The following is a 24559-nucleotide window of genomic DNA, read 5'->3' as shown; positions in this document are numbered from 1 at the left end:
GACGGCCCATGCCCGATGACCGACCGGACCCCAACGACGAGGGAACAGCCTTGACCGAGCAGCTACGACTCATGGCGGTGCATGCCCATCCGGACGACGAGTCCAGCAAGGGCGCGGCGACCATGGCGAAATACGTATCGGAGGGCGTCGATGTGCTCGTCGCGACCTGCACGGGCGGGGAGCGGGGCTCGATCCTCAATCCCAAGCTCCAGGGCGACGCCTACATCGAGGAGCACATCCACGAGGTGCGGGCCAAGGAGATGGCCGAGGCCCGCGAGATCCTCGGCGTCAAGCAGGCGTGGCTCGGCTTCGTCGACTCGGGGCTCCCCGAGGGCGACCCGCTGCCGCCGCTGCCCGACGGCTGCTTCGGCCTCCAGGACGTCGAGGTGGCGGCCGAGGCGTTGGTGCGCCTGATCCGTTCGTTCCGGCCGCACGTGATGACGACGTACGACGAGAACGGCGGCTATCCGCACCCCGACCACATCATGACCCACAAGATCTCGATGGTGGCGTTCGAGGCGGCGGGCGACCCGACGCGTTACCCCGAGGCCGGGGAGCCGTGGACGCCGTTGAAGCTGTACTACAACCAGGGCTTCAACAAGCCGCGCACCGTCGCGCTCCACGAGGCGCTCATCGCGCGGGGCCTGGAGTCGCCCTACGGCGAGTGGCTGGAGCGCTGGGACGACGGCGGGCGGCCCGAGCGGCAGCTCACCACGCGCGTGCCGTGCGGCGACTTCTTCGCGATCCGCGACAAGGCGCTGATCGCGCACGCCACCCAGATCGACCCCGACGGCGGCTGGTTCAGGGTGCCGCTCGAGCTCCAGCAGGAGATCTGGCCGACCGAGGACTACGAGCTGGCCCGCACCCGCGTGGACACCTCCCTACCCGAGTCCGACCTCTTCGCGGGCATCCGGGAGAATTGACGGCATGAGTGAGTTGCTGCCCCTCGCCGAGGAGCTGAACGAGTACACGGTGACGCCGGGCGTGCTCGGCTTCATCGTGTTCGCGGTCCTGGGCGTGGGGGTCTGGATCCTGTTGAAGTCCATGAGCAAGCACCTCGGAAGGATCGTCGTCCCGGAGAACGAGCCGGTGGCGGCGGCCCACGGCGCACACCACGGGAAGGAAACGGAGAAGGAGACCGCCGGCGGCGACCGGCAGCCCTCCCGCTCCTGAGCGTTCCCCTTCGAGCACCACCGAGCAGCACCGAGCACCACCGAGCAGCACCGAGCAGCACGTGCGCGACGATCAGCGGCGATCGGCGAGGACCGGTGACGGTCTAGGCGGTCGTCACGCCGATCACATCCCGGGCGCCGCGCCGCGGGACCATGCCGAGCCGCCAGGCGGTCCAGCCCGACTCAGGGCCCTGGCCACGCTGGAGCATCATGGCGTAGGTGTGCGCGGCGTCCGTCAGGCGCGGGTCGCGCAGCGGGTGCTCGGCGCGCAGGAGCTCCGCCAGCTCCTCCTGCGCGACGGCCTCGCCGACCTCGGAGCCGCCTGGTGAGGCCAGCGGCAGCAGGGTGCACCGCAGGAACCGCGCCCAGTCGCCGCCCCGCGCGTCGGGCCCCTCGCCATACCCTTCCGTGAACAGCCGCAGCGCCTCGTCGGCGAGACCGAGCGCCTGCCCGAGCCGTTCGTTCCCCGCCTCGATCACCGTCAGCTCGAGGCAGCACCACGCCTCGCCATGGTTCACCCCGGCGCGCTGGAAGTCGCGCCTGGCGTCGGTCAGCAGCTGCCGCGCGAAGCCGCTGTTGCGCAACGAGCCCGTGCTGTCCGCCCTGATGTCCCGCGTGATCCTCGCCGAGTGGTGGCGGGCGCAGGCCAGGCCGTAGACGTCCCGCATGCGGCTGAACATGTTCCGCGCCTGCTCAAGGGTGCGCACCGCGCCCGTTCCGTCGCCCGCGTCCTCCAGGGCGTGGCCCAGGTCGTACAGGGTCCATGCCTCGCCGCGCGCGTCCTCCGTCTCGCGGTGCCTGGCCAGCGCGGTGGTCAGCTGCTCCTGGGCGGCCACGGGGTCGCCGTCGTGGACGCGCGCCAGGCCCAGCTCGGTCATCGCCCAGGCGACGCCGCGGACGTCGCGCGAGCGCTCGTACAGGTCGAGCGAGAAGCGCAGCTCGCGCTCCGCGGGCGCGATCTCCCCGGCGAGCAGGAGCGTCTGCCCCAGCTGGAAGCGCGTCCACGCCTCGCCGTGCACGCTGCCCGAGCCCTGGTGCAGCCGCAGCGCCTCGCGCAGCATGCCGCGCGCGGCGACGATCCTGCCGCGTTCGCGCTCGACGGCCGCCAGCGCGTGCAGCGTCCACGCCCGGTCGCCGTCCAGCCCCTCGCCCTCCTGGAGCGCCAGCGCCTCCCGCAGCTTCTCGCCCGCCTCGCGCAGCTGGCCCTGGTGCTGGAGCGTGATCCCGAGGTCGCGCAGGGCGCGCGCGGTGCCCGCCTCGTTGTGCGCGCGCTGGTAGAGGGTGACCACGGACGTCAGGGTCGAACGCGCCTTGTCGAGCTCGCCGAGCTGCCGGGCCGCGACGCCCGTGCGCCACTGGACGGAGCGGGTGAGCAGGCCCTGGTTGACCGCCTGGGTCAGCTCGTTCAGCTCGCCGAGGCGGTAGAGGTCGCCGCGCAGGAGGCAGTAGTCGCACAGCGCGCCCAGGAGGTGCTGCACGGCCGTGCGGTCCACGCGCTCGTCGGCGTGGCGCAGGGTCGAGGTGATGAAGCTGGTCTCGTCGTCGAACCAGCGCAGCGCGGCGTCGAGCGAGGCGAAGCCATGGCCGCCCGCCGGGGCGGGCAGCACGTCGGCGCGCGTCGAGGTCTTGCCGTCCACCAGCCGGATCACGGTGTCGGCGAGCTCGGCGTAGCTGCGGATCAGCCGCTCCTGCGCGGCCGAGCGCTCCTCGTCGGTCTCCTCGTCGTGCAGCCGGGCGCGCGCGAAGCGGCGGACCAGGTCATGCAGCCGGTACCGGTTGCCGCGGACATGACGCAGCAGCCCCGCCCCTGTCAGCTGCTCCAGCTGGCGCGCGGCCTCCTGCTGCCCGACGTCGAGCAGCGCGGCGGCGGCGCGCGCGCCCAGGCTGGCGCGGCCGACCAGCGCGAGGCGGCGCAGCAGGCGGCGGGCGATCTCCGGCTGGTCGGCGTAGCGCAGGCGCATGGCGCGCTCGGCCGGGTCGAGGCCGCCGCCCGGTGGACCGTAGGCCGCAAGATCCTCGGCGAGCTGGGAGGGGGAGCGCTCGTCGAGCGCGGAGCCGACCATGCGCAGCAGCAGCGGGCGGCCGTCGCACAGCTCGGTGACGCGGCGCCACGCGGCCTCGTCGTAGGGCCCTGGCGCGATGCTGGCGCCATCGGTGACCGAGGCGCGCAGCAGCTCCTCGGACGCGGCCAGGTCCAGCGGGCCGAGCGCCATGTGGTGCACGGACGCGGGCAGATCGGGGTCGAGGGCCAGCGGCTCGGCGGCGGTGACCAGCACGAGCGACGCGGAGCGCGGCGGGATCAGGGTGCGGACCTGCTCGGCGTCGGTGGCGTCGTCCAGGATGAGGATCACCGGCAGCTCGGCGAGGTGCTGGTGGTAGCGCTCGGCGAGGCGGCGCAGCTGGGCCGGGTCGGCGCTCTGGCCCGCGCCCTCGCGGAAGAGCAGCTGCTCGCGCGGGGCGCCGAGGCGGTTGAGCAGGTGCAGGATCGCGTCCCTGGTGTGCAGAGGGCTCTCGCTCTGGCCGCGCAGGTCGACCAGGCACGCGCCACGGAACAGCTCGCGCAGCTCGTGCGTCGCCCAGCGCGCCAGCATCGTGCGGCCCGCGCCCGAAGGGCCGTGCAGGACGACAACGGTGGGCCGGGTCTCGGTCCTGGCCCGGTCGCGGTTGACCCACTGGGTGAGCTGGGTCAGCTGGCTACGGCGGCCGATGAACGGATGCCCGAGGTCGGGAAGCCGGTCGAACGAGCGGTTGAGCACGGAGCGCGTGCGGGCCACCCCGCTGCGGTCCCTGGCCCTGGGCGCGGGGCGGCGGGCGTCGCCCTTGTCGCGGCCCAGCGGGTCGCGGCGGGGCGCGACGACGCGCTGCTGCTCGAACCAGGGCCTGACGCCCCGCACTTCGAGGGCCGTGAGCCAGGCGAGGCGCAGCTGCTCGACGCCGCCCGGCTGATTCCTGCTGCCCGCGTGGCGTTCGGCGGACCACTGGTGGGCGACCACGGCCTGGAGCGCGAAGCCGAGGAGGGCGGCAGCCGCGACGATCGCGGCGTCGACGAACGCCGTGGTCGCCGACTCCTCGATGCCGCCGATGAGCAGAACGGTGGCCAGCCCCGCGCCCAGCGCCGCGGCGCACGCCCCGGCCGACGCGCGGGGCGCGAACCGGTCGGCGAGCCGCGCTGGCGCGCCCTCGGCCTCGGCCTGGGCGTAGGCGGCGTACTCCTCCTGGGCGGGGCGCAGGATCTCCGCGAGCGCGGCGCGGGCCCGTTGCAGCAGCTGGGCGCCGTCGAGGCGACCACCTGAGCGCCGCACCTCCTCATCGGTGGCCCGGGTGAGCAGGCCCTCCACATCGGCGAAGTGCCGCTCGGCGAGCCCTCCGGCGGATATCTGCATCGCTTCCCCCTTCCGTGGTCAACTCGCCCTCTATCACGCGGAATCGGGCCGAGTCGTTGCATCCGGGCGCATCATCCTGCGGACCGCGCCGGGAAAGCACAAGCCCCCGGCAAAGCCGGGGGCTCGTGAGGCGGTGGCGCCCTGTGGGGTCAGGCGGTGGCGCGCTTGTACTTGCGGACGGCGAGCGTGCGGAAGACGGCGATGATGATCGCGGACCAGATGAGCGAGGCGAGCACCGGGTGCTGCATGGGCCAGGCGTCGGGCGTCGGGGAGTTGGGCGGGAGGTTCCCGAAGAGGTCGCGGACGGCCAGCACGGTCGCGCTGAAGGGATTCCACTCGGCGACGGGCTGGAGCCAGCCCGGCATATTCTCGGAGGGGACGAACGCGTTGGAGACGAACGTCAGCGGGAACAGCCACACCAGGCCGCCCGAGGTCGCGGCCTCGGGCGAGCGGACCGAGAGGCCGATCAGCGCGCCGATCCAGGTGAACGCGTACCCGAAGAGGAGCAGGATGCCGAACGCCGCGAGCGCCTTGGGCAGCCCGTCGTGGATCCGCCAGCCGACCGCGAGGGCGACGATCGCCAGGACCAGCAGGATGGCGGCGGTCTGCACCAGGTCGGCGAAGGTGCGCCCGGTCAGCACGGCGCCTCGGGCCATGGGCAGCGACCTGAACCGGTCGATGATGCCCTTCTGCATGTCCTCGGCGATGCCCGCGCTCGAGCCCGCGGTGGCGAACGTGACCGTCTGGGCGAAGATGCCGCCCATGAGGAACGCCCGGTAGGCGTCGGGGTCGTTGCCCGCGCCTGGCAGGGTGATCGAGCCGCCGAACACGTAGCTGAACAGCACCACGAACATGATCGGCTGGATGAGGCCGAACACCACGACCTCGGGGATCCGCAGCATCCGCAGGAGGTTGCGGCGGGTGACGACGAGCGAGTCCCTGATGCCCTGCCCCAGGCTTATGCGCTCGTCGCCGGGGCGGGCGGCGGGCCTGGTGGCCGGGCCGTTGACGCTGATGCTCACTGGCCGCTCTCCTTCTCGGTCACCGCGTCGGCGGACCTCCCGGCCCCGCCCGCCTCCTCCTCGGCCGCGTGCCCGGTGAGGGAGACGAAGACGTCGTCAAGGGTCGGGCGGCGCAGGCCGATGTCGTCGATCTCGATGCCGCGCCCGTCAAGCTCGCGGATGACCTCGGCGAGCAGCTTGGCGCCGCCCGCCGCGGGAACGCTCAGCTTGCGCGTGTGGGCCACCAGCGTCGTCTCGCCGTCGCCCAGGCGCCGCAGCACCTCCTCGGCCTCGCCGATGCGCTCGCGGTCGTGGACGACGACCTCGACGACGTCGCCGCCCGTCTGCGTCTTGAGCTGGTCGGACGTGCCGCGGGCGATGACCTTGCCGCGGTCCACGACGGCGATCGTGTCGGCGAGGTGGTCGGCCTCCTCCAGGTACTGGGTGGTGAGCAGCAGCGTGGTGCCACCGGCAACCAGCTCCCTGATGACCTCCCACAGCTGGAGGCGGTTGACCGGGTCGAGGCCCGTGGTGGGCTCGTCCATGAACATCACGGGCGGGCTGATGACCAGCGCGGCGGCCAGGTCGAGCCTGCGCCGCATGCCGCCGGAGTACGTCTTGGCGGTGCGGTCGGCGGCATCCGCGAGGTTGAACCTCTCGAGCAGCTCCTTCGCCCTGCGCTTCGCGTCGCGCGAGGAGAGCTGGTAGAGCTGGCCGACCATCTGAAGGTTCTCCCGGCCGGTGAGCAGGTCGTCGACCGCCGCGAACTGGCCCGAGAGGCCGATGAGGCGGCGCACTTCGTTCGGGCGGGACAGGACGTCGACGCCGGCGACCTCGGCGTGGCCGCTGTCGGGCTGGAGCAGGGTGGTGAGGACGCGCACGGCGGTGGTCTTGCCCGCGCCGTTGGGCCCGAGGAGGCCGAGCACTGAGCCCTCGGGCACGTCGATGTCGACGCCGTCCAGGGCGCGGACGTCGCCGAAGGTTTTCACCAGCCCCTCGGCGTGAATGGCGCCTGGCATGTGGTCTCCCGGAGTGGTCGGGGGGTCGGTCAAGGGTCGGTCGGACGGGCGCGCTGCGCGACTCGACACCACCCCTTCGAAGGAGCGGCGCCGCCAGCATAGACTATCGCGATGTATCGCGTTAGCGATTTTCGATGACCCGCGCCCATCCCGCGCCCGTCCCGCGTCCAGCCCGGGCCCCGGCCCGCCGTCGGCCCGCGCCTCAGCCGAGGATCCGGTACCCCGCCGCGCCCAGCGCCTCCGACACCTCCACGCAGTGCCGCGGCCCCTGGGTCTCCAGCTGGAGCTCCACCTCCGCCTCGCTCACGCCGAGCCCGGGGTCGGTCCTGACGTGGTTCACCGCCAACACATTGGCATCCGCCACTGACAACGCCCCGAGCAGCGCCGCGAGCACCCCGGGGCGGTCCGGCACGCGCAGCCGCAGCGACAGGTAGCGGCCCGCGGCCGCCATGCCGTGCCGCAGGCTGCGTTCGAGCACCACGGGGTCGACGTTCCCCCCTGAGAGCACCGCGACGACCGGGCCGTCGAACGCCTCGGGCGCGGAGAGCAGCGCCGCCACCGGGCTCGCCCCCGCGGGCTCCACGACGAGCTTGGCCCGTTCAAGGCACAGCAGCAGCGCGGCGGAGAGCGCGTCCTCGGAGACCGTGCGCACCTCGTCCACCAGGTCGGCGATGATCCGGAACGGCACGTCGCCTGGGCGCCCGACCTTCATGCCGTCCGCCATCGTCGAGACCTCGGGCAGCGCGACGGGCCGCCCGGCCGCGAGCGACGGCGGATACGCCGCGGAGCCCTCCGCCTGCACGCCGATCACCGCGACATCGGGCCGCAGCGCCTTGACCGCGACCGCGACACCCGCCGCGAGCCCGCCCCCGCCGATGCCGACCACGATCGTGCGCACCTCGGGGCACTGCTCCAGGATCTCAAGGCCCACCGTGCCCTGGCCCGCCACCACGTCGGGGTGGTCGAAGGGGTGTATCAGCACCGCGCCCGTGGTCCGCGCGTACTCCTCGGCCGCGGCCAGCGTCTCGTCCACGACCTGCCCGCGCAGCCGCACCTCCGCGCCGTACTCGCGCGTCGCGGCGATCTTGGGCAGCGGCGCGCCCGCGGGCATGAACACGGTCGACGGCACGCCGAGCAGCGACGCCGCGAGCGCGACGCCCTGCGCGTGGTTGCCCGCGCTTGCCGCGACGACGCCCCTGGCGCGCTCGGCGTCGTCGAGCCCCGCGATGCGCGTGTAGGCGCCGCGGAGCTTGAACGAGCCGGTGCGCTGAAGGTTCTCGCACTTGAGGTGCACCGGGGCGCCGACCAGGTCGCCGAGGTAGCGGCTGCCTTCGACGGCCGTGACGCGCGTGATGCCGGTGAGCGTCTTCTGCGCGGCGAGCACGTCGCCCAGGCCGGGGCCTTCGGGGTGGTGAGGGTCGGACATGTCGCCAGTGTCGCAGCCTGGCGGAACGGCAGCGCGGGGGGATGCCGGGGGACGCCGGGGGGATCCGGACGCGAGCGCCCCGTGCCCGGGCGGTTACGCGTACGCTGTGGCGCAACCAGCGCGCCACCCCCCGTGAACCCCCGTGAGCCATCGGAACGTTCGGACATGACGCCTGAAACAAGCACCGCATCACCCGCCGCCTCCCCCACCGCGGCACCTCCGGCGCCGTCGCAGCCGCAGCCGCGGCACGCGGCGCTGCTCGACGCGCTCCAGCACGAGGTGGCCGTCTTCGCCCGCAGGGCCGAGCAGACCCGCCTCGGCGGCCTCGGCCCCGCCCGCGAGACGATGGACCGCGCCGCCTATCTGCTGCTGAGCAGACTCGCCGAGGAGGGACCGGCCGGCGTGAAGGCGCTGGCCTGCGGCATGGGCATCGACTCGTCCACGGTGACCCGCCAGGTCGCGCCGCTCGTGGAGGCCGGCCTGGTCAGAAGGGCCGCCGACCCGGCCGACGGACGGGCCGTGGTGCTCCAGATCTCCCCGCTCGGCAGCGAGCGGCTGGCCGAGGTGCGCGACTCGCGCAGGCGGCTGATCTCGACGCTCACCGAGGGCTGGACGCCACAGGAGCGCGCCGACTTCTGCGCGCTCCTGACGCGCTTCAACGGCGCGATCACCCGGCTCCAGACCGGCGGCCCCGACACCGGCGGGGCCGACACCGGCGGTGCCTCCGAGCCCGTCAGCCCAGCGCCTGGGTGAGGTCGGCGAGCAGGTCGTCCACCGCCTCGATCCCGACGGACAGGCGCACCAGGTCGGCGGGGACCTCGAGGGCCGAGCCCGACACGGAGGCGTGCGTCATGCGCCCCGGGTGCTCGATGAGCGATTCCACGCCCCCGAGCGACTCGCCCAGCGTGAAGAGGCGCGTGCGGTTGCACACCTCGACCGCCGCGCTCTCCCCGCCCACGACCTGGAACGACACCATCCCGCCGAAGTCGCGCATCTGCTTGGCCGCCGTCTCGTGGCCCGGGTGCGACGGCAGCCCCGGGTAGTACACGCGGGAGACCTTCCGGTGGGCCGAAAGCGCCTCGACGACGCGGGCGGCGTTCGCGCTGTGCCGGTCCATCCTGACCGCGAGGGTCTTGACGCCGCGCATCACGAGCCACGCGTCGAACGGCCCGGCGACCGCGCCCATCGCGTTCTGGTGGAACGCCAGCTCCTCGGCCAGCGCCGCGTCCGACGTGACGAGCGCGCCACCCACCACGTCCGAGTGACCGCCCAGGTACTTGGTGGTGGAGTGCACCACCACGTCGGCGCCCAGCGCGAGGGGCTGCTGGAGGTAGGGGCTGGCGAAGGTGTTGTCCACCACGAGCCGCGCGCCCGCCGTGCGCGCCAGGTCGGCGATCAGGGCGATGTCGGTGATGCCGAGCAGGGGGTTGGACGGCGTCTCGACCCAGATCAACCTGGTCTCGGGCCGCAGCGCCTGCCGCACGGACGCGGGGTCGCCGGTGTCGGCGACCGACCAGCTCACGCCCCAGCGTTCGACGACCTTGGCGATCAGGCGGAACGTGCCGCCGTACGCGTCGCTCGGGATCACCAGGTGGTCGCCGGGCGACAGCACGGTGCGCAGCAGGCAGTCCTCCGCGGCCAGGCCCGAGGCGAACGCGAGCCCGCGCCCGCCGCCCTCGAGGGCCGCGAGGTTGTCCTCGAGCGCGGTCCTCGTGGGGTTCGCCGACCGGCTGTACTCGTATCCGCCGCGCAGGCCACCGACGCCGTCCTGCTTGTACGTGGAGACCTGGTGGATGGGCGGGACGACCGCGCCGGTGACCGGGTCGGGCTCCTGCCCCGCGTGGATGGCCACGGTCTCGAAACGCTGGCCGCTGAGGTGATCGTTCATGGGTCCACGGTAGTGGGCCGTACGGTGGAGGCGACGCCGTCGAGGTGCGCGGCGGACGCGACATAAGGTGTCCATGTACGTCAAGCACGCGTCAGGCACCGGTCCCGCACCGCCGGACACGCATGCCCGAGGGGGAGCCGCACGCCATGGAAGCCCTGTTCCTGCTGATGACCCTGGCCGTTCTCTTCGGGGTGTTCGTGATGCCGATGATCCGTCGGCGCCGGGAGCGCGAGGAGTTCGAACGCGCCGCTGCCACCGCCGAGTCCACCACGGCGCGTGGTGGTGCGGCGGGGGCGCCCGAGGGGCTCTCGCTGTCCAAGGAGAGCGAGCCGGGCTCGGGCGGGCTCGTTCCCGTCGACCAGCTCGACGTGCGCCTGCCGGGGCCCGACCACGAGCTGGTCTCCGTTCTCGAGGAGGCGCGGCGCACGCGCGACTGGCGGCCCGCGGGGCAGCTGCTCGCGCTGACCGACGAGGGCGAGCTGCGCTGGCAGCGCGTGCAGTCGCTCGCGGGCGCCGCCGCGATGGAGCTGTCCCGCTGGCGCGCGGCGGGCGAGCCCGAGGGCGGGCACGACGCGGGCTGGCTGCGCCGCTGGCGCGGTGAGCAGCCGAACGACCCCGGCGGCGCGCAGGTGTATGCGCAGTTCCTGGTGTGGCAGGCGATGGCGGACCCGTCGTCGGCCGACCACAGGATCATCCTTGAGGAGGCGCGCACGGTGTGCGGCGAGGCGGCGGCGCTGCGCCCCGACGACCCGATCCCCTACATCACGGAGCTGTTCATCGCGCGCGGCCTCAGCTACCGCAGGCCCGACTTCGAGGCGCTGTGGCAGAAGGTGACCGAGCGCGACAAGCAGCACATGGGCGCGCACCTGGCGGCGTTGCCCTACTTCTCGGAGAAGTGGCACGGCTCGCGCGCCGACGCCGACGCCTTCGCCACGGCCGCCGCGGCGGCGGCCCCCGAGGGCAGCCTGCTCGCGGCGCTGCCGCTGTTCGCCGTGTACGACCACCTGCCCGAGCTGCCGCTGAGCCCGATCTACCAGGGCGCGGTCGTGGCGGACGCCATCGAGGCGGCCCAGTTCGCGGTGAACACCGTGCGCCCCGGTCACCCGGTGGAGCCGCACGTGCGCCACCTACTGCTGTGTTTCCTGGTGCGCGCGGAGCGGTACCCGGAGGCGGCGGAACAGGTGCGGGCCATCGACGGTTATGTCGGTGCGATCCCGTGGGTCGACGGCGACGACCCCGCCAAGGAGTACGCCGCCTATCGCGCCATGGCCATCGCGGGCCGCTGAGACCCGGCCAGTGAGAAGAGGGAGACACATCGATCATGCTGTACGCGTTCAAGACCCGGCTTCCCACCGCGGATGAGGCCCTCCAGGGCCGGGCGGAGCGCCCGTTCCGCGTCCCGGAGACGCACACGGTCCTCGGCACGTCCCTCCTCGGCCCCTACCCCGAGGGCCTTGAGGTCGCCGACTTCGGCCTCGGCTGCTTCTGGGGCGCCGAGCGCCGCTTCTGGCAGACCCCCGGCGTGTGGACGACCCTCGTCGGCTACCAGGGCGGGACCACGGAGAACCCCACCTACGAGGAGGTCTGCTCCGGCATGACCGGCCACACCGAGGTGGTCAGGGTCGTGTTCGACCCGCGGAAGGTGAGCTACACGGACCTGCTGAAGGTGTTCTGGGAGTCCCACGACCCGACGCAGGGCTACCGCCAGGGCAACGACGTGGGCACCCAGTACCGCTCGGCGATCTACACCCACTCTCCCGCCCAGGAGTCCGCGGCACAGACCTCGCGGTCGGCGTACCAGGGGGTCCTGTCCGAGTCGGGCTACGACCAGATCACGACGGAACTCCTCCCCGCCGCCCGGCACCCGTTCTACCCGGCGGAGGACTACCACCAGCAGTACCTCGACCGCAATAAGGCGGGCTACTGCGGCCTTGGCGGCACCGGCATCTCGTGCCCGGTGGGCGTGGCGCGCGCCGAGGGCTGAGCGGGCGGGGCCCCCGCCCGTCACCCGTTCGGAGGGCTGTGGGCGGTATCCGCCGGATACGCTGCCCACAGCGAGCAGGATCCCACCCATGGGAGACGCCATGACCACCTCCGCCGCGGGACAGCCACTCATCCCGCAACCGCCCGCGACCGTGACCGCGTTGCGGCAGGCCGTTGCCCAGATCGCGCCCGTCGCCCTCCCCGCTTTCGCGCGGGAGTTGGACCAGGCAGCCGACCAAGCGCGCGAGGGATCCGACCTGGCACCGCTGCGGCGCTTCGTCGCCCAGTGGGCGGTCTACGTACATATCCAGCGGCAACCGCACCTCGCCCAACGACTGCGGCACCTGGAAGACAGCGCCGCCGCGGGGGACGCCGAGCAGGCCCGCAAGGCGGCGTCCGAGATCGGCCGCATCCTGGACGACGCGCACGCCGTGCTCACGTCGTCCCAGCGGTGACCGACGCCTGGCGCTGGGAGTACGACCCGGACAGCGCACACGTCATCGACGGGATCCCGCCCGAGATTGTCGCGGTGATGTCGACGCCCGTGTCACCCAGCTCGTCGAGCTGGGTGACACGGGCGTCGACATCACCGACCTCGGCAACGGACCGCGCACCGGCGGCCTGCGCCGTATGGACGCGGCGGGCGGCTGGTTCTCCTTCCTGGCCTCCCCCAGGGACCACCTGATCGTCGTCGTGCGGATCGTCCCGCCCTTCGAGCACCTGTGAGGCAGTGCAGAGCAGGCGATTCCAGCCACCAGCAGTACCTCGACCGCAATAAGGCGGGCTACTGCGGCATGGGCGGCACGGGCGCCGCCTGCCCGGTGGGCGTGGCGCGGCGTAGGGGGGCCGGGTCGGGCGCGGGTCAGGCCGGGTCGACCGTGGCGCGGACTCCAGGCCCTGTCTCCCGTTCAGCCGACCCGCGCCAGGGCCGTGCGCACTAGGGCGGCGACGGCGGGTGAGCGGGAGTCCTCGGGCCAGGCGAAGGCGAGGGTCAGGGGCGGCAGGTCATCGACGTGGCGGTAGGCGATGCCGGGGCGCGGGTGGCGGCGCGTGACGGAGAGCGGGGGGAACCAGACGAGGCGGCCGAGCTCGGTCAGGTTGAAGATCTGCGCCAGGTCGAGGTGGCGTGAGGGGGTCCTGGCGTCCTCCCGGTCGGCGGGGGTGCCGTCGGGGAGGACGCGGCCCGCCAGGTCGGCCAGGCGCAGCCGGGAACGGGCCGCCAGCGGGTCGGTCGCCGCCAGGGCGACCAGCCGGGGCTCGGTCAGCAGCGTCTCGACGTCAAGCCCCCGGTCCTCGAACGGGAGCGGCAGCAACGCCACATCCGCGCGCCCCTCGCGCAGCGCGGGCACCTGCTCACCGCGCCCGCACAGCACCAGCTCCACCGGGACGGACGCCGCCTCGCGCCCGTACGCGTCGAGGATCCCCGGCAGCAGCCCGCCGTCGTAGTCGGCCTTGAGCGCGAGGCGCAGCGTCGGCTCGGGCCGCCCGGCGTGGCGGGCTCGCCTGGCCGCCGCCGCGACCGCGTCGAGCGCGGTCCTGGCGTCGCGCAGCAGCACCTCGCCCGCCGGGGTGAGCGCGACCCGGCGCGTGGTGCGTTCGAGCAGGCGCACGTTCAGCTGCCGCTCCAGCTGGCGGATCGCGCGGGACAGCGGCGGCTGCGCCATGCCGAGGCGCTCGGCCGCGCGCCCGAAGTGCAGCTCCTCGGCGACGGCCACGAAGTAGCGCAGCTGTCTGACCTCGGGGTCACTCATATCCCCAGGGTATCAATGGTGTTCGGATCGGTCCTTCAGGTACGCGGGGGTGACGCGTTGACTTGGCCATCGTCAGCTTTCCCCCTTTTCTTGGGAGTTCCCTTGATCGTCGTCACCGCGCCCACCGGGCGGATCGGCCGCCAGCTCGTCGAACGGCTCCTGGCGGACGGCGCGCCCGGCGGCACCCCAGACGGCGGGCCCGAGGCCGCACCCGACGGCGCACGCGACGGCACGCCGGTCCGCGCGCCCGTTCACGCGCCCCTCCGCACGCCCCTCCGCACGCCCGTCCGCGTCATCGTGCGCGACCCCGCCCGCCTCCCCGCCGCGGTGCGGGAGCGCGTCGAGGTCGTCGAGGGGTCACACCGCGAACCCGACGTGGTGGCCAAGGCGTTCACCGGCGCCGACGCCGTCTTCTGGCTCGTGCCCCCCGACCCCCGCGCGCCCGGCGTCGAGGCGGCCTATGTCGGCTTCAGCCGGGCGGCGTGCGAGGCGTTCACGGCGTGCGGCGTCGCACGCGTGGTCGGGGTCTCGGCGCTCGGCCGCGGAACGGCGGTGGCGGGGAACGCCGGGCCCGTCACGGCGACGCTCGCCCTGGACGACGCCATCGCCGCGACGGGCGTGCGCTACCGGGCGCTGGCGCTGCCCTCGTTCCTTGACAACGTGCTCGGCCAGGCCGAACGGATCCGCGACCAGGGCGAGTTCGGGCTGCCCATATCGGGCGATGTCTCGGCACCCGGCTGTACGACCGGCGACATCGCCGCGGCCGCCGCCGCCCTGCTGACCGACGCCACGTGGGACGGCGTCGACGAGGTGCCGGTGCTCGGCCCCGAGGACCTGTCCGCGCACGACATGGCGCGGATCATGTCCGAGGTGCTCGACCGGCCGGTACGCTTCCGGCGCGTCCCTGACGACGCCTACACGGGCGGGCTGATCGAGGCGGGAATGTCCGGGGCCATGGCCGGGTCGATGCTCGCCATGTGGCGCGCCAAGGGCGCGGGCCTCGACAACGGCGTGGTGCGCACCGAACGCAACGGCAGCCCCACGTCGTTCCGCCGCTGGTGCGAGGACGTGCTGGCACCGGCCGTCCGACACTGAGTCGCGCACGCGGGCAACTCGATCGGGCGGGTCGGTGGTCATAGGGGCGGAGACGTCGCCGCGATCGGGCGGCGACGCACGGGGAGCGGCGCACGCGGAAGCACAGGGGGGTTCGCACATGACCGGCATCATCGGGGCACCGGGAGGGCTAACGACCGGCGCCGCCGCCCTCCACCGCCGCCGCGAGCTCGGGCCAGAACGCCTTCGGGATCGGGTGCGTGAGCTGTGTCGCGCTCTCGGTGATCTCCTCCGGCGTGCGCGCGCCGACCAGAACGGTGGCCACGGCGGGCAGGCAGAGCGGGAGTTGAAGTGCGGCGGCCAGGGGTGGGACGCCGTGGCGGTCGCACACGGCGCGGACGGCGGCGCGTTCGGCGGCGGCGAGCGCCGGGGTGATGACGCCCGCGGCCATCACGGCGATGCCGCGGTCGGCGCACAGCGGCAGCAGGTCGTCGGCCGCCGAGCGGTCGAGCAGGGTGCAGCCGCCCGCCACCAGCACGCAGTCGGGCCCGGGCGCCGGGGCCTCGCGCACGAAGCGGGCCGCGACGGCCGGGTGGTTGACGCCGAGGGAGACGGCGCCGATCACGCCGTCGCGGCGCAGCTCGTCGAGCGCGCGATAGGCCCCGCCGAGCGCGGTCGGGTAGTCGAGGTCGGGGTCGTGGATGTGCAGGACGTCCACGCGGTCAAGGCCGAGGCGGTCGAGGGATTCGGCGACCGAGCGGTGCGTGGCGGCGTAGGAGTGGTCAAGGCGCGGGCCGACCCCGGGCGGCGGATCGGCCCACAGCGGCTGGATGTCGGGGCCGCCCGGCTCGATCAGGCGGCCGACCTTGGTGCACAGCACGAACGCGTCACGCGGCTTGTCGGCCAGGGCTGCCCCCGCGCAGGTCTCGGAGCGGCCATAGCCGTAGACGGGCGCGGTGTCGTAGAGGCGTATGCCCAGCTCCCAGGCGCGTTCGACGGTGGCGGTGGCCGCCTCGGGCGGGACGGGCGCGAACATCCCGCCGATCGGGGCGAGTCCGAGGCCGAGGCGGCTGACGGTCAGTCCGGTGCGGCCCAGCGGGACGCGTTCTCCCGGGGCGGGCCCGGCGGGCGTTGCGCTCATGGGGCGCACGGTAGCGCGGGAGCCCAGGAGCGCGCCCCCGCGCACCGTGTCCCGGATCCCCGCGCCCGCGCGTCAGGCGCTCCGCGCCCCCGGCCGCCCCGGCTCCACGACGAACGCCGCGGCCGTCTCGACCGGCGCGCCCGCGGTGGTGACCTGGGACAGAACGCGGTACTCGGCGCGCAGCTCGCCGGTGTCGAGGGTCAGGACGGTATAGCCGCGCTGGGCGTTGTGCCACTTCAGGTGGGGGTTGACCCCCGTGGTCATCCAGTTGTAGCCGACCTGGTCCATCGCGGCGCCGTCGCGGCCCGAGCTGATGGACGTACCGGCGAACTCCGTGGCCACGACCGGGGACTCCTCGTCGTCGAAGTCCAGCTTGAGGTCGGCGACCACGCTGCGGTGGATGTCGCCGGTGAGGACGACGGGGTTGCTGGCGCCGCGCTCGTACAGCCCGGCGAGCAGCCGGTCGCGGGCGGCGGTGTAGCCGTCCCACATGTCGAGCCCGGAGGAGAGAATCTCGGGGTCGGGGTCCTGGTCGACCTGGGCGACCAGGGTCTGGTTGGCGAGGACGTTCCAGGTGGCGCCGGAGCGGGCCGCGCCGTCCAGCAGCCACGCCTCCTGCTCGGCGCCCAGCATCGTGCGGGCGGGGTCGCTCCGCTCGGCGTCGCACCCGGCCTTGGTGCCGTCGCCGCACACCTGGTCGTCGCGGTGGCTGCGGCTGTCGAGGACGTGCAGGTCGAGGACGCGCCCGAAGGCGAGCCGCCGGTACATGCGCGCGGCCGACCCTTCGGGCTTCTGCGGCAGGCGCAGCGGCAGGTGCTCGTAGTACGCCTGGAACGCCGCGGCCTTGCGCACGCGGAACGCCACCGGGTCGGCGTCGGGGAAGCCGTCGGAGTCGATCTGGGCGATGTCGGCGGCCCAGTTGTTCTCGACCTCGTGGTCGTCCCACGTGAGGATCCAGGGGAACGCCTGGTGCGCGGCCTGGAGGTCGGCGTCGAGGCGGGTGAGGGCGTGCCGGTTGCGGTACTCGGCGAGGGTGTAGGTCTCGCGCTGGAACGACTCGTCCAGCTCCAGGCCGCGCACGCCCCCGGTGGGGCCGACGCCACCCTCGTAGAGGTAGTCGCCGAGGTGGACGACGAAGTCGAGGTCCTCGGCGGCCATGTGGCGATAGGCGGTGTAGAAGCCGTCATACCAGCACTGGCACGAGGCGAACGCGAACGCGAGGCCGCCGTCGGCCATCGTGGGCTCGGGCGCGGTGCGGGCGCGGCCCACGGGGCTGATCTCGCCGCCCGAGCGGAAGCGATAGAAATACGCGCGGCCCGGGTCGAGTCCCATGACCTCGACATGGACCGAGTGGCCGAGCTCGGGGACGGCCGGGACCGTTCCGCGCTGGGCCACCTGGGAGAAGCCCTCGTCGTGGGCGATCTCCCACTCGACGTCGACGGGCTGGTCGGGCAGCCCGCCGAGGCCGTCGACGGCGAGCGGGTCGGGGGCGAGGCGCGTCCACAGGACGACGCCGTCGGGGTGGGGGTCGCCCGAGGCGACGCCGAGGCGGAAGGGGTCGCCGGTGAAACGGGGGTTGGCCCAGGCGATGCCGGAGGAGAGACCGGCGGCGTGGAGGCCGATCGTTCCGACGCCGGCTGCCGCGCCGCCCAGGAGGCGTCGTCTGCTGAGATTCATCGATGACCTGCCCGTCTGTGCACAGTGTCTGACGGGCCGACACGATCGTGGTGAGCGATGACATTCGGGTGGAGGCTCGCCCTATGTCTCACCACCTTTCGGCGAACTTCGTCACGGAGAGGCCCGAACGACACACGGAAGGCGATCATCGGCCCCGTGCGCCACGCGGTGCGCGGCGGCGGTCACCCTGTGCGGGTCAGGCTGTGCGGGTCAGGCTGTGCGGGTCAGGCTGTGCGGGTCAGGCGCCGGTGTCGATCGCGGCCAGGTACTGCGCGTTGGTCTGAGCCCCGGCCACGGCCTCGCGCGGGATCGCCTCGGTCAGCCGCCGCAGGATCTCGGGGTCGATGTCGGCGGCGAGGTCGGCGGCGGCCCCGTTGGCGGGCCGCCTCGACGTGCTCGCCTGGAACGCGATGGGTGCGGCGATCGTTCCTGATGTCGCCGAGCGCGAGCCGTCGTCGCGGAACCTCGTGCGGTTCGCGTTCCTCGACCCGCGCTCCCGCGCGTTCTACGTCGAGTGGGAGCTGAGCGCCAGGCACGGCATCATCGCGCAGTTGCGCGCCGAGACCGGGCGCGACCCCGACGACCCGGTGACCAGGGCCCTGGTGGGCGATCTCGCGGTGCGCAGCGAGGAGTTCGGGGCGCTGTGGGCGCAGCACGATGTGCAGGGCCCAGGGCAGGGCACAAGCGGTTCCGGCACCCGGTCGTCGGCCCGCTCTCGCTCGACTATGTGGTGATGCTGCTGCCCAACACCCCTGACCACCAGCTCGTCACCTACACCGCCGCGCCCGGCTCGCCCTCGGCCAAGGCCCTGGACCGGCTCGCCGCGGAGAGGGCCGAGACAGCGGAGACGGCGGAGACGGCAGCGGCGGCAGCGGCGGCAGCGGCGGCAGTGGCGGCGGAGATGGCCGGGACGGCGCAGACGGCCGGGACGGCGCAGACGGCCGGGACGGCCGAGGCGCCTCGGTCAGCCCGGGCGGCCGAGCGTTACGCCTACCCGCCGCGTTCGCCCTCGGCCAGGCGCGCCCGAAGCTCGTCGGTGACCAGGGCATCGCGGTGGACGGCGCCCGTGCGGTACGCCGTGCGGCCGACGACCTGGCCCACCACGGGGACCGTGGCCAGCTGGAACACCGCCACCAGCGCGAGCGACACGATGTGCCGCGCGCTGACCTGGAACGCGGTGCCGCCCAGGATCAGCAGCACGCCCAGCGTCTGGGCCTTGGCCGCCGCGTGCAGGCGGCACACGGGGTCGGGGAAACGCAGCACGCCCACCGCCGTCAGCACGCAGAACCCCGCGCCCGTCAGCAGCAGGACGGCCGAGAGCACGTCGAGCGCCGCCCTCACCGCATGTCCTCCCGCTCCTCGACCAGATGGGCCGCGGTGATCGAGCCGATGAAGCCGAGCAGGGTCAGCACCAGCAGCAGCGGCACCGACGAGCCGGTGTCGTGCCGGGCGATGCCGACCGCGACGGCGGTCACGATCAGCGTCACCAGCACGTCGAGGGCGACGATGCGGTCGAGCACGGTGGGCCCTCGCACGATCCTGACCACCGTCAGCAGGGCCGACGCGGCCAGCAGGTCGACGGTGAGCACGAACACGGCGTCCATCAGAAGGTCCTCCGGTTCTCGCTGTCGCGGATGGCGCGCGCCGCGACGCGTTCGGCCGCCGACACCGCGCGGCGCTGCGCGTCGGCGGCGTCCCGGCCCGGCACGGGCAGCGCATGGACGTAGAGCAGGCGGCGGTCCCTGTCGATCTCCAGGACGAGGGTGCCGGGGGTCATGGTGGTGAGATAGGCGGTGGTGGCGATCAACAGGTCGCTGTTCTCGGCCAGTTCGACCTCGATCACGGCGGCGGGCGCGCGCGGCCCGTGGCGCACGGCGGCCCAGCCGACGGAGACCGCGGAGACCATGAGGTCGGCCAGCATGTGGGCGGTCAGATGGACGAGGCGCAGTGGGCGGAGCGTCAGGCGATTGGGCATGGGCGGCATGCGGAACGCGGTGAGCACGCCGAGCGCCACGAGCAGCCCGCCGACCACGACGGTCGCGCGGAGCGAGCCCCACAGCATGACCCACAGCAGCCAGAGCCAGGCGAGGGCGAGCAGCCTGCGCCCCAACGGGCGGCCCGGCTGGCGCGGCTCACGCGGCTCACGCGGACGGCCCGGCTCGCGCGGCTGGCCCGGGCTGGCGTTCGCCGGGGTCATCGCCCCTCACCGCCCTCCGTGCCGAGCACGGCCTCGCGGTAGTCGGCGGGCCTGGAGAGGTCGGCGGCGGCGCGCTCGGTGAGCGCGACGAGCGGCCCCGCCCACGCGGCCATGGCGAGGCCGACGGCAACCATTCCGGCCGCCGCGCCCACGGTCAGCGCCCGGCCCCCCGCGGTGGCGGCGGCGCTGGCGAGCGGCACGGAGATCACGCGCCACACGCGCACCATGGCGTAGAGGGTCAGCAGGCTGGTGACCAGGGCCGCCGCGGCCACCGAGTACGCGATCGCGCCGCCGTCCACGACCGCGGCCCGCAGGAGCGCCAGCTTGGCGATGAACCCGGAGAACGGCGGCAGCCCCGCCAGGCTCAGCGCCGGGACGAGAAAGAGCGCCGCCGCCAACGGGCGCCCTGGGCCCGGCCGTTCGCCGCTCTCCACCGGCGGCTTGAGCCGGTGCAGCGCGGCCGTGCCCGTGCGGCTGACGACCAGCGCGGTGACCAGGAACAGCGCGGCCTGCACGACGATGTGGTGGACGATATAGAGGATCGCGCCCGTGAACCCGGCCCGGTCGAAGAGCGCGAGCCCGAACAGCATGAACCCGATGTGGCTGACCAGCGTGAACGACAGCAGCCTGTTGATGTCGTCCTGCGCGATGGCGCCCAGGATGCCGACGACCATGGTGAGGACGGCCGCGCAGCCGATGAGCCACCACGCCCCGTCGCGCGGGAAGAGCAGCGACTGGGTGCGGATCATCGCGTAGACGCCGACCTTGGTCAGCAGCGAGGCGAAGACGGCGGTGATCGGCGCGGGCGCGGTGGGGTAGCTGTCGGGGAGCCAGAAGTGCAGCGGCACCACGGCCGCCTTGATGCCGAAGACGACGAGCAGGAACGCCGCGAGCGCGGACCGCACGCCGTCGGAGAGGCCGCCGGTGCGCTCGGCCAGCTCGGCGAGGTTGACGGTGCCGGTGGCGGCGTAGACCAGGCCGACGGCGGTGAGGAAGAGCAGGGACGACGTGAGGCTGGTCATGGTGTAGGTCATCCCGGCCAGCACGCGCTCGCCGCCCGCGTTGAGCGTGATCAGCACATAGGACGAGGCGAGCATGACCTCGAAGGCGACGAAGAGGTTGAACAGGTCGCCCGAGAGGAACGCCAGGCCCACGCCGCCGACCAGCAGCAGATACGCCGGGTGGAACGGCGTGACCGTCAGGGCGGGCCGGTCGGTCGTGCCCTGGCCGAGGGCGAACAGCAGGACGGCGAGCGCGACCAGCACGGCGACCGTGAGCAGCAGCGCGGAGAGCAGGTCGGCGACCAGCGCGATCCCCAGCCGCGGCGACCAGCCGCCCAGGGCGACCACGGTGGTGCCCTCGCGGTCGACGTAGACCAGCAGGCCGATCGCGTCGGCGAGGACCGCGGTGAGCACCGCGACGGTGAGCGCGCGCTGGGCGGTGCCGTTGCGGACCAGCGCGAGGGAGAACGCCGCAGCCAGGATCGGCAGCAGCACGGGCAGGACCAGCAGCAGCGTTGTCATGCGGGGTTCCCCCTCCCTCTCTCGTCGCGCCCGTCGTCGCTCTCCTCGCCGTCGCCGTCGCTCTCCTCGCTCTCCTCCTCGTCGGAGTCGCCCGTCTCGTCGGGCATCGCGGCGGGCTCGAAGTCGTCGCGCTCGCGGACGGTGCCGATGCTGCGGTCCTCCAGGTCGTCGCGGACCTCGTCGTGCCCGGAGAGCCGCCAGGAGCGGTAGGCGAGGGCGAGCAGGAACGTGGTGACGCCGAAGGTGATGACGATCGCGGTCAACGCCATGGCCTGGGGCAGCGGGTCACCCTCGGCACCCGCGGAGAGCAGCAGCAGGTTGGTGCCGTGGCCCAGCAGGATGAAGCCGAGCAGCACGCGGGTCAGGGAGCGCTGGAGCATCAGGTGCACTCCGGTGGCGAACAGGCCGCCGACGGTCAGCGCGAGCGTCCAGTCCAGAGTGGTCGAGGTCATCGGGCCTCATCCAGGGTCTGCCCCGACGCGGCGATCAGCTTGAGGATGACGCCAACGACCAGCAGGTAGATGCCGATGTCGAGGATCAGGCTGGTGCTGCCGTGCACGGTGCCGAAGACCGGCGCGTGGAACTCCCAGGGGGTGGCCGCCAGCGGGGGCGCGCCCAGCGCGATGGGCAGCAGGCCGCCGCCCGCGGCGATGACCAGGCCGCCCCCGAGGACGAGCCCGGGATCGACGGGCGCGGCAAGGCCGAGGTCGGCGCGGCCCCCGACGAGGAAGCGCAGCACGAAGCCGAGGCCCGCGACCAGGCCGCCCGCGAAGCCGCCCCCGGGCCGCAGATGGCCCGAGAACAGCAGGAAGAGCGACAGCACGACGATCGACGTGAAGAGCGCCCTGGTCAGGATCTCCAGCAGCATCGACCGCTCGGCGCCCGGGCGTTCGCCCGCGCCTGGCAGCCAGTGCTGGTGGGGCTCGTCCCAGTGGGCGGAGGGGGAGCGCGCGGCGACGCCCGCGCCCCGGCGCGGGCCCGGGGGCTCGCCGGGGCCCACGACGGGCGCGGACTGGCCCGGCTCCGCGCCCTCGCCGCCCCACACGCGGACGAGGCTGACGACGCCGATCGTGGTGACCAGCAGGACGGAGATCTCGCCGACGGTGTCGAGGGCGCGGAAGTCGACGATGATGGCGTTGACGGCGTTGGTGGCGCCGGTCTCGTCGAGGTGGGCGGCGTAGTCGGGGGCCTCGGAGCCGGGGCGGCGGTCGTCCGTGGTGACCAGCGCGAAGATCGCGACCATCGCGCCGATGGCCACGGCCACGAAGGAACGCACCCACGCGCCCACGACGTTGGGCCGCTCGGGGGTGAACCGGGACGGCAGCCTACGCAGCATGAACACCATCACGACCAGGGTCAGCGACTCCACGAGGAACTGGGTGAGCGCGAGGTCGGGGGCGTCGCGCACCACGAAGAGGCCCGCCACGCCGTAGCCGACCGTGCCCGTCAGCAGCACCGCGGCGAGCCGCTGCCTGCTGGCCGTCGCGGCGACGGCGGCGCCGAGCGCGATGAGCGCGGGCGCCACCTCGGCCGGGGTGCGCCACAGCGGCACATCGCCGAAGGGCAACGCCCCGAACAGCAGCGCCCCGGCGCCGAGCACCACGACGGTGGCGAGGACGACCGTCAGATAGGCGGGCAGCGAGCCGATCTGGGTGAAGCGCGTGACGCGCACGGACAGCTCGCCAAGACCCCTGATGGTGGCGCGGTAGCCGTTCTGCGCGTCGGGCAGCCGGGGCAGGGCTCGCTGCAACGGGCCGAGCCTGCGCCCCGCGGCGAGCAGGGCGGCGCCGCCGAGCAGGGTGGCCCAGGCCAGCAGGGTGGCGGCGGTGACGCCGTGCCACAGCGCGAGGTGGTAGGGCTTGCCGTCCGGGGGCGCGAACGCGTGGGCGTAGGGCGCGAGCAGCGCGTCCGTGCCGCCCGCCCACACCCCGGCGAGCGCGGCGAGCGCGGCGGGGACGGCGGCGGGGATCAGCAGCGGCAGCGGGGAGCGGGCGCGGGGGACGCCGCCCTCCTGGGTGGCCAGCTGCTCGGCGACGGGTTTGGTGGTGAACGCGCCCCACACATAGCGGCCCGTGAACGCGAAGGTGAGCGCCGAGCCCGCCACCACGGCGGCCAGCACCCAGCGTTCGCCGGGGAGTTCGCCCTCGAGGAGCGCGGCGTACACCGCGTCCTCGGCCGGGTAGCCGAGCAGCGGCGGCAGCTTGGCCATCGAGGCGGCGGCCAGCACGGCGACCGCGCAGGTCGCGGGGAGGCGCGCGCCGAGTCCCGAGAGCCGGCGCGCGTCGCGCGTGCCCGCGGTGCGCTCCACCACGCCGGTCACCAGGAACAGGCTGGACTTGAAGAGCGCGTGGGCCAGCAGCATCGCCGTCCCGGCCAGCGCGGCGGTGCGGGTGCCCGCGCCGAGCAGGGCGGTCAGCAGGCCGAGCTCGCTGATGGTGCCGTAGGCCAGCAGCCGCTTGAGGTCGGTCTCGCGCAGCGCGCGCCACGCGGCGAGCACCATGGTGGTGGCGCCGACGGCCAGCACGAGCGGGCGCCATGGCGGCACGTCGGCGAAGCCGGGCGCGAGCCGCGCCACCAGGTAGACGCCCGCCTTGACCATCGTGGCGGCGTGCAGGAACGCGCTGACCGGGGTGGGCGCGACCATCGCGGCGGGCAGCCACGAGTGGAACGGCAGCTGCGCCGACTTGGTGAACGCGCCCACCAGCACCAGCACGAGCGCGACGGTCACGGCGCCGCCGCGCGGCGGGGCGGCCAGCACGGCGGAGAGCCTGAACGTGCCCGCCTGGTGGCCGATGATCAGCACGCCGATCAGCAGCGCGAGCCCGCCGAGCACGGTGGTCAGCAGCGCCTGCTCGGCGGCCCGCCGCCGCATGGGCCCCGGCCTCGCGCCCGCGATCAGCAGGAACGAGACGACGGTGGTCAGCTCCCAGAAGACGTAGAGCAGCAGCAGGTTGTCGGCCATGACCAGCCCTGTCATCACCCCGGCGAAGGCGACGAGCAGCCCGGCCTCGCGGCCCGCGTTGGCCCTGCGGTAGTAGAACGCGCCATACGCCAGGACCAGCAGCCCCACGCCCGCGACCACGAGCGTCATCACGAGCGCGAGCGGGTCGAGGCGCAGGTCGATGCGCAGGCCCAGGCTGGGCGCCCAGTCGAGCCCGGCGTGCGCCGGGCGCCCGTCGAGCACGTCGGGCGCCCGCGTGAGCGCCCAGGTCAGGGTGGCGAGCGCGGGAAGGGCGGCGACGGCCCAGACGAGGCGGCCGAGGGCGCGCGCGAGCAGCGGCAGCAGCGCCCCACCCACGAGGTGGACGGCCACCAGCACCAGCACGCCGTCTCCCTCGTCTCGCC

Annotated in this window: 22 protein-coding genes and 1 pseudogene; 9 read left to right on the top strand and 14 right to left on the bottom strand. The window is 73.9% G+C overall.

Annotated features, from left to right (window positions below; genetic code table 11):
• Window positions 1–50 precede the first annotated feature (50 nt).
• On the top strand, window positions 51–923 hold the full coding sequence (gene mca / locus DEH69_RS20745; protein WP_113688483.1) for a mycothiol conjugate amidase Mca: 873 nt from the start codon (window positions 51–53) through the stop codon (window positions 921–923).
• 4 nt (window positions 924–927) lie between these two features.
• Window positions 928–1173 carry a hypothetical protein gene (locus DEH69_RS20740; RefSeq protein WP_113688482.1) on the top strand — a complete coding sequence of 82 codons (246 nt, stop codon included), beginning with the start codon at window positions 928–930 and terminating at the stop codon, window positions 1171–1173.
• 103 nt (window positions 1174–1276) lie between these two features.
• Here DEH69_RS20740 and DEH69_RS20735 read toward each other — a convergent pair whose 3' ends face one another.
• The 4 genes from DEH69_RS20735 to ilvA form a co-directional block, all read right to left on the bottom strand.
• Entirely contained in the window at window positions 1277–4555 is a 3279-nt protein-coding gene (locus DEH69_RS20735) for a tetratricopeptide repeat protein (RefSeq protein WP_113688481.1), read from the bottom strand.
• 149 nt (window positions 4556–4704) lie between these two features.
• On the bottom strand, window positions 4705–5457 hold the full coding sequence (locus tag DEH69_RS20730; RefSeq protein WP_258534861.1) for an ABC transporter permease: 753 nt from the start codon (window positions 5455–5457) through the stop codon (window positions 4705–4707).
• A 116-nt stretch (window positions 5458–5573) separates the two neighbouring features.
• A complete protein-coding gene (locus DEH69_RS20725) occupies window positions 5574–6575 on the bottom strand; it encodes an ATP-binding cassette domain-containing protein (RefSeq protein WP_113688480.1) in 1002 nt (333 codons plus the stop codon).
• A gap of 202 nt (window positions 6576–6777) precedes the next feature.
• The gene (ilvA, locus tag DEH69_RS20720; protein WP_113688479.1) at window positions 6778–8001 is read right to left on the bottom strand and encodes a threonine ammonia-lyase; all 1224 of its coding nucleotides are present in this window, start codon (window positions 7999–8001) and stop codon (window positions 6778–6780) included.
• Window positions 8002–8166: 165 nt separating this feature from the next.
• Between ilvA and DEH69_RS20715 the strand changes: the two genes are divergently transcribed.
• The gene (locus DEH69_RS20715) at window positions 8167–8754 is read left to right on the top strand and encodes a MarR family winged helix-turn-helix transcriptional regulator (RefSeq protein WP_113688478.1); all 588 of its coding nucleotides are present in this window, start codon (window positions 8167–8169) and stop codon (window positions 8752–8754) included.
• Here DEH69_RS20715 and DEH69_RS20710 read toward each other — a convergent pair.
• On the bottom strand, window positions 8735–9889 hold the full coding sequence (locus tag DEH69_RS20710) for a cystathionine gamma-synthase (protein WP_113688477.1): 1155 nt from the start codon (window positions 9887–9889) through the stop codon (window positions 8735–8737). The genes DEH69_RS20715 and DEH69_RS20710 overlap by 20 nt on opposite strands.
• A gap of 146 nt (window positions 9890–10035) precedes the next feature.
• Between DEH69_RS20710 and DEH69_RS20705 the strand changes: the two genes are divergently transcribed.
• The 4 genes and pseudogenes from DEH69_RS20705 to DEH69_RS33010 all read left to right on the top strand — a co-directional run.
• Window positions 10036–11175 carry a hypothetical protein gene (locus tag DEH69_RS20705; protein WP_113688476.1) on the top strand — a complete coding sequence of 380 codons (1140 nt, stop codon included), beginning with the start codon at window positions 10036–10038 and terminating at the stop codon, window positions 11173–11175.
• Between the two features lie 35 nt (window positions 11176–11210).
• Window positions 11211–11873, top strand: a complete 663-nt coding sequence (gene msrA, locus DEH69_RS20700) for a peptide-methionine (S)-S-oxide reductase MsrA (protein ID WP_113688475.1) — start codon at window positions 11211–11213, stop codon at window positions 11871–11873.
• Between the two features lie 100 nt (window positions 11874–11973).
• Window positions 11974–12327 carry a DUF6247 family protein gene (locus DEH69_RS20695; RefSeq protein ID WP_113688723.1) on the top strand — a complete coding sequence of 118 codons (354 nt, stop codon included), beginning with the start codon at window positions 11974–11976 and terminating at the stop codon, window positions 12325–12327.
• Between the two features lie 297 nt (window positions 12328–12624).
• Window positions 12625–12717 (top strand): annotated as a pseudogene (locus tag DEH69_RS33010) (peptide-methionine (S)-S-oxide reductase); the annotation flags it as partial.
• A gap of 63 nt (window positions 12718–12780) precedes the next feature.
• On the opposite strand, the gene DEH69_RS20680 reads toward DEH69_RS33010, so the two are convergent.
• Window positions 12781–13623: a LysR family transcriptional regulator gene (locus tag DEH69_RS20680; protein WP_113688474.1), complete on the bottom strand. Its 843-nt coding sequence runs from the start codon at window positions 13621–13623 to the stop codon at window positions 12781–12783.
• A 102-nt stretch (window positions 13624–13725) separates the two neighbouring features.
• On the opposite strand from DEH69_RS20680, the gene DEH69_RS20675 reads away from it, so the two are divergent.
• Window positions 13726–14718: an NAD(P)H-binding protein gene (locus DEH69_RS20675; protein ID WP_258534840.1), complete on the top strand. Its 993-nt coding sequence runs from the start codon at window positions 13726–13728 to the stop codon at window positions 14716–14718.
• A 148-nt stretch (window positions 14719–14866) separates the two neighbouring features.
• Here DEH69_RS20675 and DEH69_RS20670 read toward each other — a convergent pair whose 3' ends face one another.
• Entirely contained in the window at window positions 14867–15817 is a 951-nt protein-coding gene (locus DEH69_RS20670) for an aldo/keto reductase (protein WP_113688721.1), read from the bottom strand.
• 72 nt (window positions 15818–15889) lie between these two features.
• A complete protein-coding gene (locus DEH69_RS20665) occupies window positions 15890–17494 on the bottom strand; it encodes an alkaline phosphatase (protein WP_113688473.1) in 1605 nt (534 codons plus the stop codon).
• A 344-nt stretch (window positions 17495–17838) separates the two neighbouring features.
• On the opposite strand from DEH69_RS20665, the gene DEH69_RS33005 reads away from it, so the two are divergent.
• Window positions 17839–18228, top strand: a complete 390-nt coding sequence (locus DEH69_RS33005; protein ID WP_113688472.1) for a hypothetical protein — start codon at window positions 17839–17841, stop codon at window positions 18226–18228.
• A gap of 256 nt (window positions 18229–18484) precedes the next feature.
• On the opposite strand, the gene mnhG is transcribed toward DEH69_RS33005, so the two are convergent.
• The 6 genes from mnhG to DEH69_RS20625 are packed head-to-tail and all read right to left on the bottom strand — an operon-like array spanning window position 18485 to window position 24539.
• The gene (gene mnhG, locus DEH69_RS20650; RefSeq protein WP_113688471.1) at window positions 18485–18835 is read right to left on the bottom strand and encodes a monovalent cation/H(+) antiporter subunit G; all 351 of its coding nucleotides are present in this window, start codon (window positions 18833–18835) and stop codon (window positions 18485–18487) included.
• Window positions 18832–19098 (bottom strand): monovalent cation/H+ antiporter complex subunit F, encoded by a 267-nt coding sequence (locus DEH69_RS20645; protein WP_113688470.1) that lies wholly within the window; start codon window positions 19096–19098, stop codon window positions 18832–18834. Before DEH69_RS20645 ends, mnhG begins: the two co-directional genes overlap by 4 nt.
• Window positions 19098–19691 (bottom strand): Na+/H+ antiporter subunit E, encoded by a 594-nt coding sequence (locus DEH69_RS20640; RefSeq protein WP_113688469.1) that lies wholly within the window; start codon window positions 19689–19691, stop codon window positions 19098–19100. Before DEH69_RS20640 ends, DEH69_RS20645 begins: the two co-directional genes overlap by 1 nt.
• Window positions 19688–21214, bottom strand: coding sequence for a proton-conducting transporter membrane subunit (locus tag DEH69_RS20635; protein WP_113688468.1), 1527 nt, complete (start codon window positions 21212–21214; stop codon window positions 19688–19690). Before DEH69_RS20635 ends, DEH69_RS20640 begins: the two co-directional genes overlap by 4 nt.
• Entirely contained in the window at window positions 21211–21666 is a 456-nt protein-coding gene (locus DEH69_RS20630; RefSeq protein WP_113688467.1) for an NADH-quinone oxidoreductase subunit K, read from the bottom strand. Before DEH69_RS20630 ends, DEH69_RS20635 begins: the two co-directional genes overlap by 4 nt.
• Window positions 21663–24539, bottom strand: a complete 2877-nt coding sequence (locus DEH69_RS20625) for a Na+/H+ antiporter subunit A (RefSeq protein WP_113688466.1) — start codon at window positions 24537–24539, stop codon at window positions 21663–21665. The genes DEH69_RS20630 and DEH69_RS20625 overlap by 4 nt, the downstream gene beginning before the upstream one ends.
• Window positions 24540–24559: the final 20 nt, after the last annotated feature.

Origin of the sequence: Streptomyces sp. PT12 (assembly GCF_003311645.1) — a bacterium.
In the GTDB taxonomy this organism is placed as follows: Bacteria; Actinomycetota; Actinomycetes; order Streptomycetales; family Streptomycetaceae; genus Streptomyces.
Note: the sequence above shows the minus strand (reverse complement) of the source record. Positions and strands in the feature narration are given on the sequence as shown.

Excerpts from the sequence above, each read along its gene's own strand:
- DEH69_RS20665 (WP_113688473.1), bottom strand. The coding sequence starts at position 17,494 with ATGAATCTCAGCAGACGACGCCTCCTGGGCGGCGCGGCAGCCGGCGTC.
- DEH69_RS20670 (WP_113688721.1), bottom strand. The coding sequence starts at position 15,817 with ATGAGCGCAACGCCCGCCGGGCCCGCCCCGGGAGAACGCGTCCCGCTG.
- DEH69_RS20725 (WP_113688480.1), bottom strand. The coding sequence starts at position 6,575 with ATGCCAGGCGCCATTCACGCCGAGGGGCTGGTGAAAACCTTCGGCGAC.
- DEH69_RS20635 (WP_113688468.1), bottom strand. The coding sequence starts at position 21,214 with ATGACAACGCTGCTGCTGGTCCTGCCCGTGCTGCTGCCGATCCTGGCT.
- DEH69_RS20705 (WP_113688476.1), top strand. The coding sequence starts at position 10,036 with ATGGAAGCCCTGTTCCTGCTGATGACCCTGGCCGTTCTCTTCGGGGTG.
- DEH69_RS20640 (WP_113688469.1), bottom strand. The coding sequence starts at position 19,691 with ATGACCCCGGCGAACGCCAGCCCGGGCCAGCCGCGCGAGCCGGGCCGT.
- DEH69_RS20715 (WP_113688478.1), top strand. The coding sequence starts at position 8,167 with ATGACGCCTGAAACAAGCACCGCATCACCCGCCGCCTCCCCCACCGCG.
- DEH69_RS20645 (WP_113688470.1), bottom strand. The coding sequence starts at position 19,098 with ATGGACGCCGTGTTCGTGCTCACCGTCGACCTGCTGGCCGCGTCGGCC.
- DEH69_RS20740 (WP_113688482.1), top strand. The coding sequence starts at position 928 with ATGAGTGAGTTGCTGCCCCTCGCCGAGGAGCTGAACGAGTACACGGTG.
- msrA (WP_113688475.1), top strand. The coding sequence starts at position 11,211 with ATGCTGTACGCGTTCAAGACCCGGCTTCCCACCGCGGATGAGGCCCTC.
- DEH69_RS33005 (WP_113688472.1), top strand. The coding sequence starts at position 17,839 with ATGTCGGCGGCGAGGTCGGCGGCGGCCCCGTTGGCGGGCCGCCTCGAC.
- DEH69_RS20680 (WP_113688474.1), bottom strand. The coding sequence starts at position 13,623 with ATGAGTGACCCCGAGGTCAGACAGCTGCGCTACTTCGTGGCCGTCGCC.
- DEH69_RS20630 (WP_113688467.1), bottom strand. The coding sequence starts at position 21,666 with ATGACCTCGACCACTCTGGACTGGACGCTCGCGCTGACCGTCGGCGGC.
- DEH69_RS20695 (WP_113688723.1), top strand. The coding sequence starts at position 11,974 with ATGACCACCTCCGCCGCGGGACAGCCACTCATCCCGCAACCGCCCGCG.
- DEH69_RS20730 (WP_258534861.1), bottom strand. The coding sequence starts at position 5,457 with ATGCTGCGGATCCCCGAGGTCGTGGTGTTCGGCCTCATCCAGCCGATC.
- DEH69_RS20710 (WP_113688477.1), bottom strand. The coding sequence starts at position 9,889 with ATGAACGATCACCTCAGCGGCCAGCGTTTCGAGACCGTGGCCATCCAC.
- ilvA (WP_113688479.1), bottom strand. The coding sequence starts at position 8,001 with ATGTCCGACCCTCACCACCCCGAAGGCCCCGGCCTGGGCGACGTGCTC.
- DEH69_RS20735 (WP_113688481.1), bottom strand. The coding sequence starts at position 4,555 with ATGCAGATATCCGCCGGAGGGCTCGCCGAGCGGCACTTCGCCGATGTG.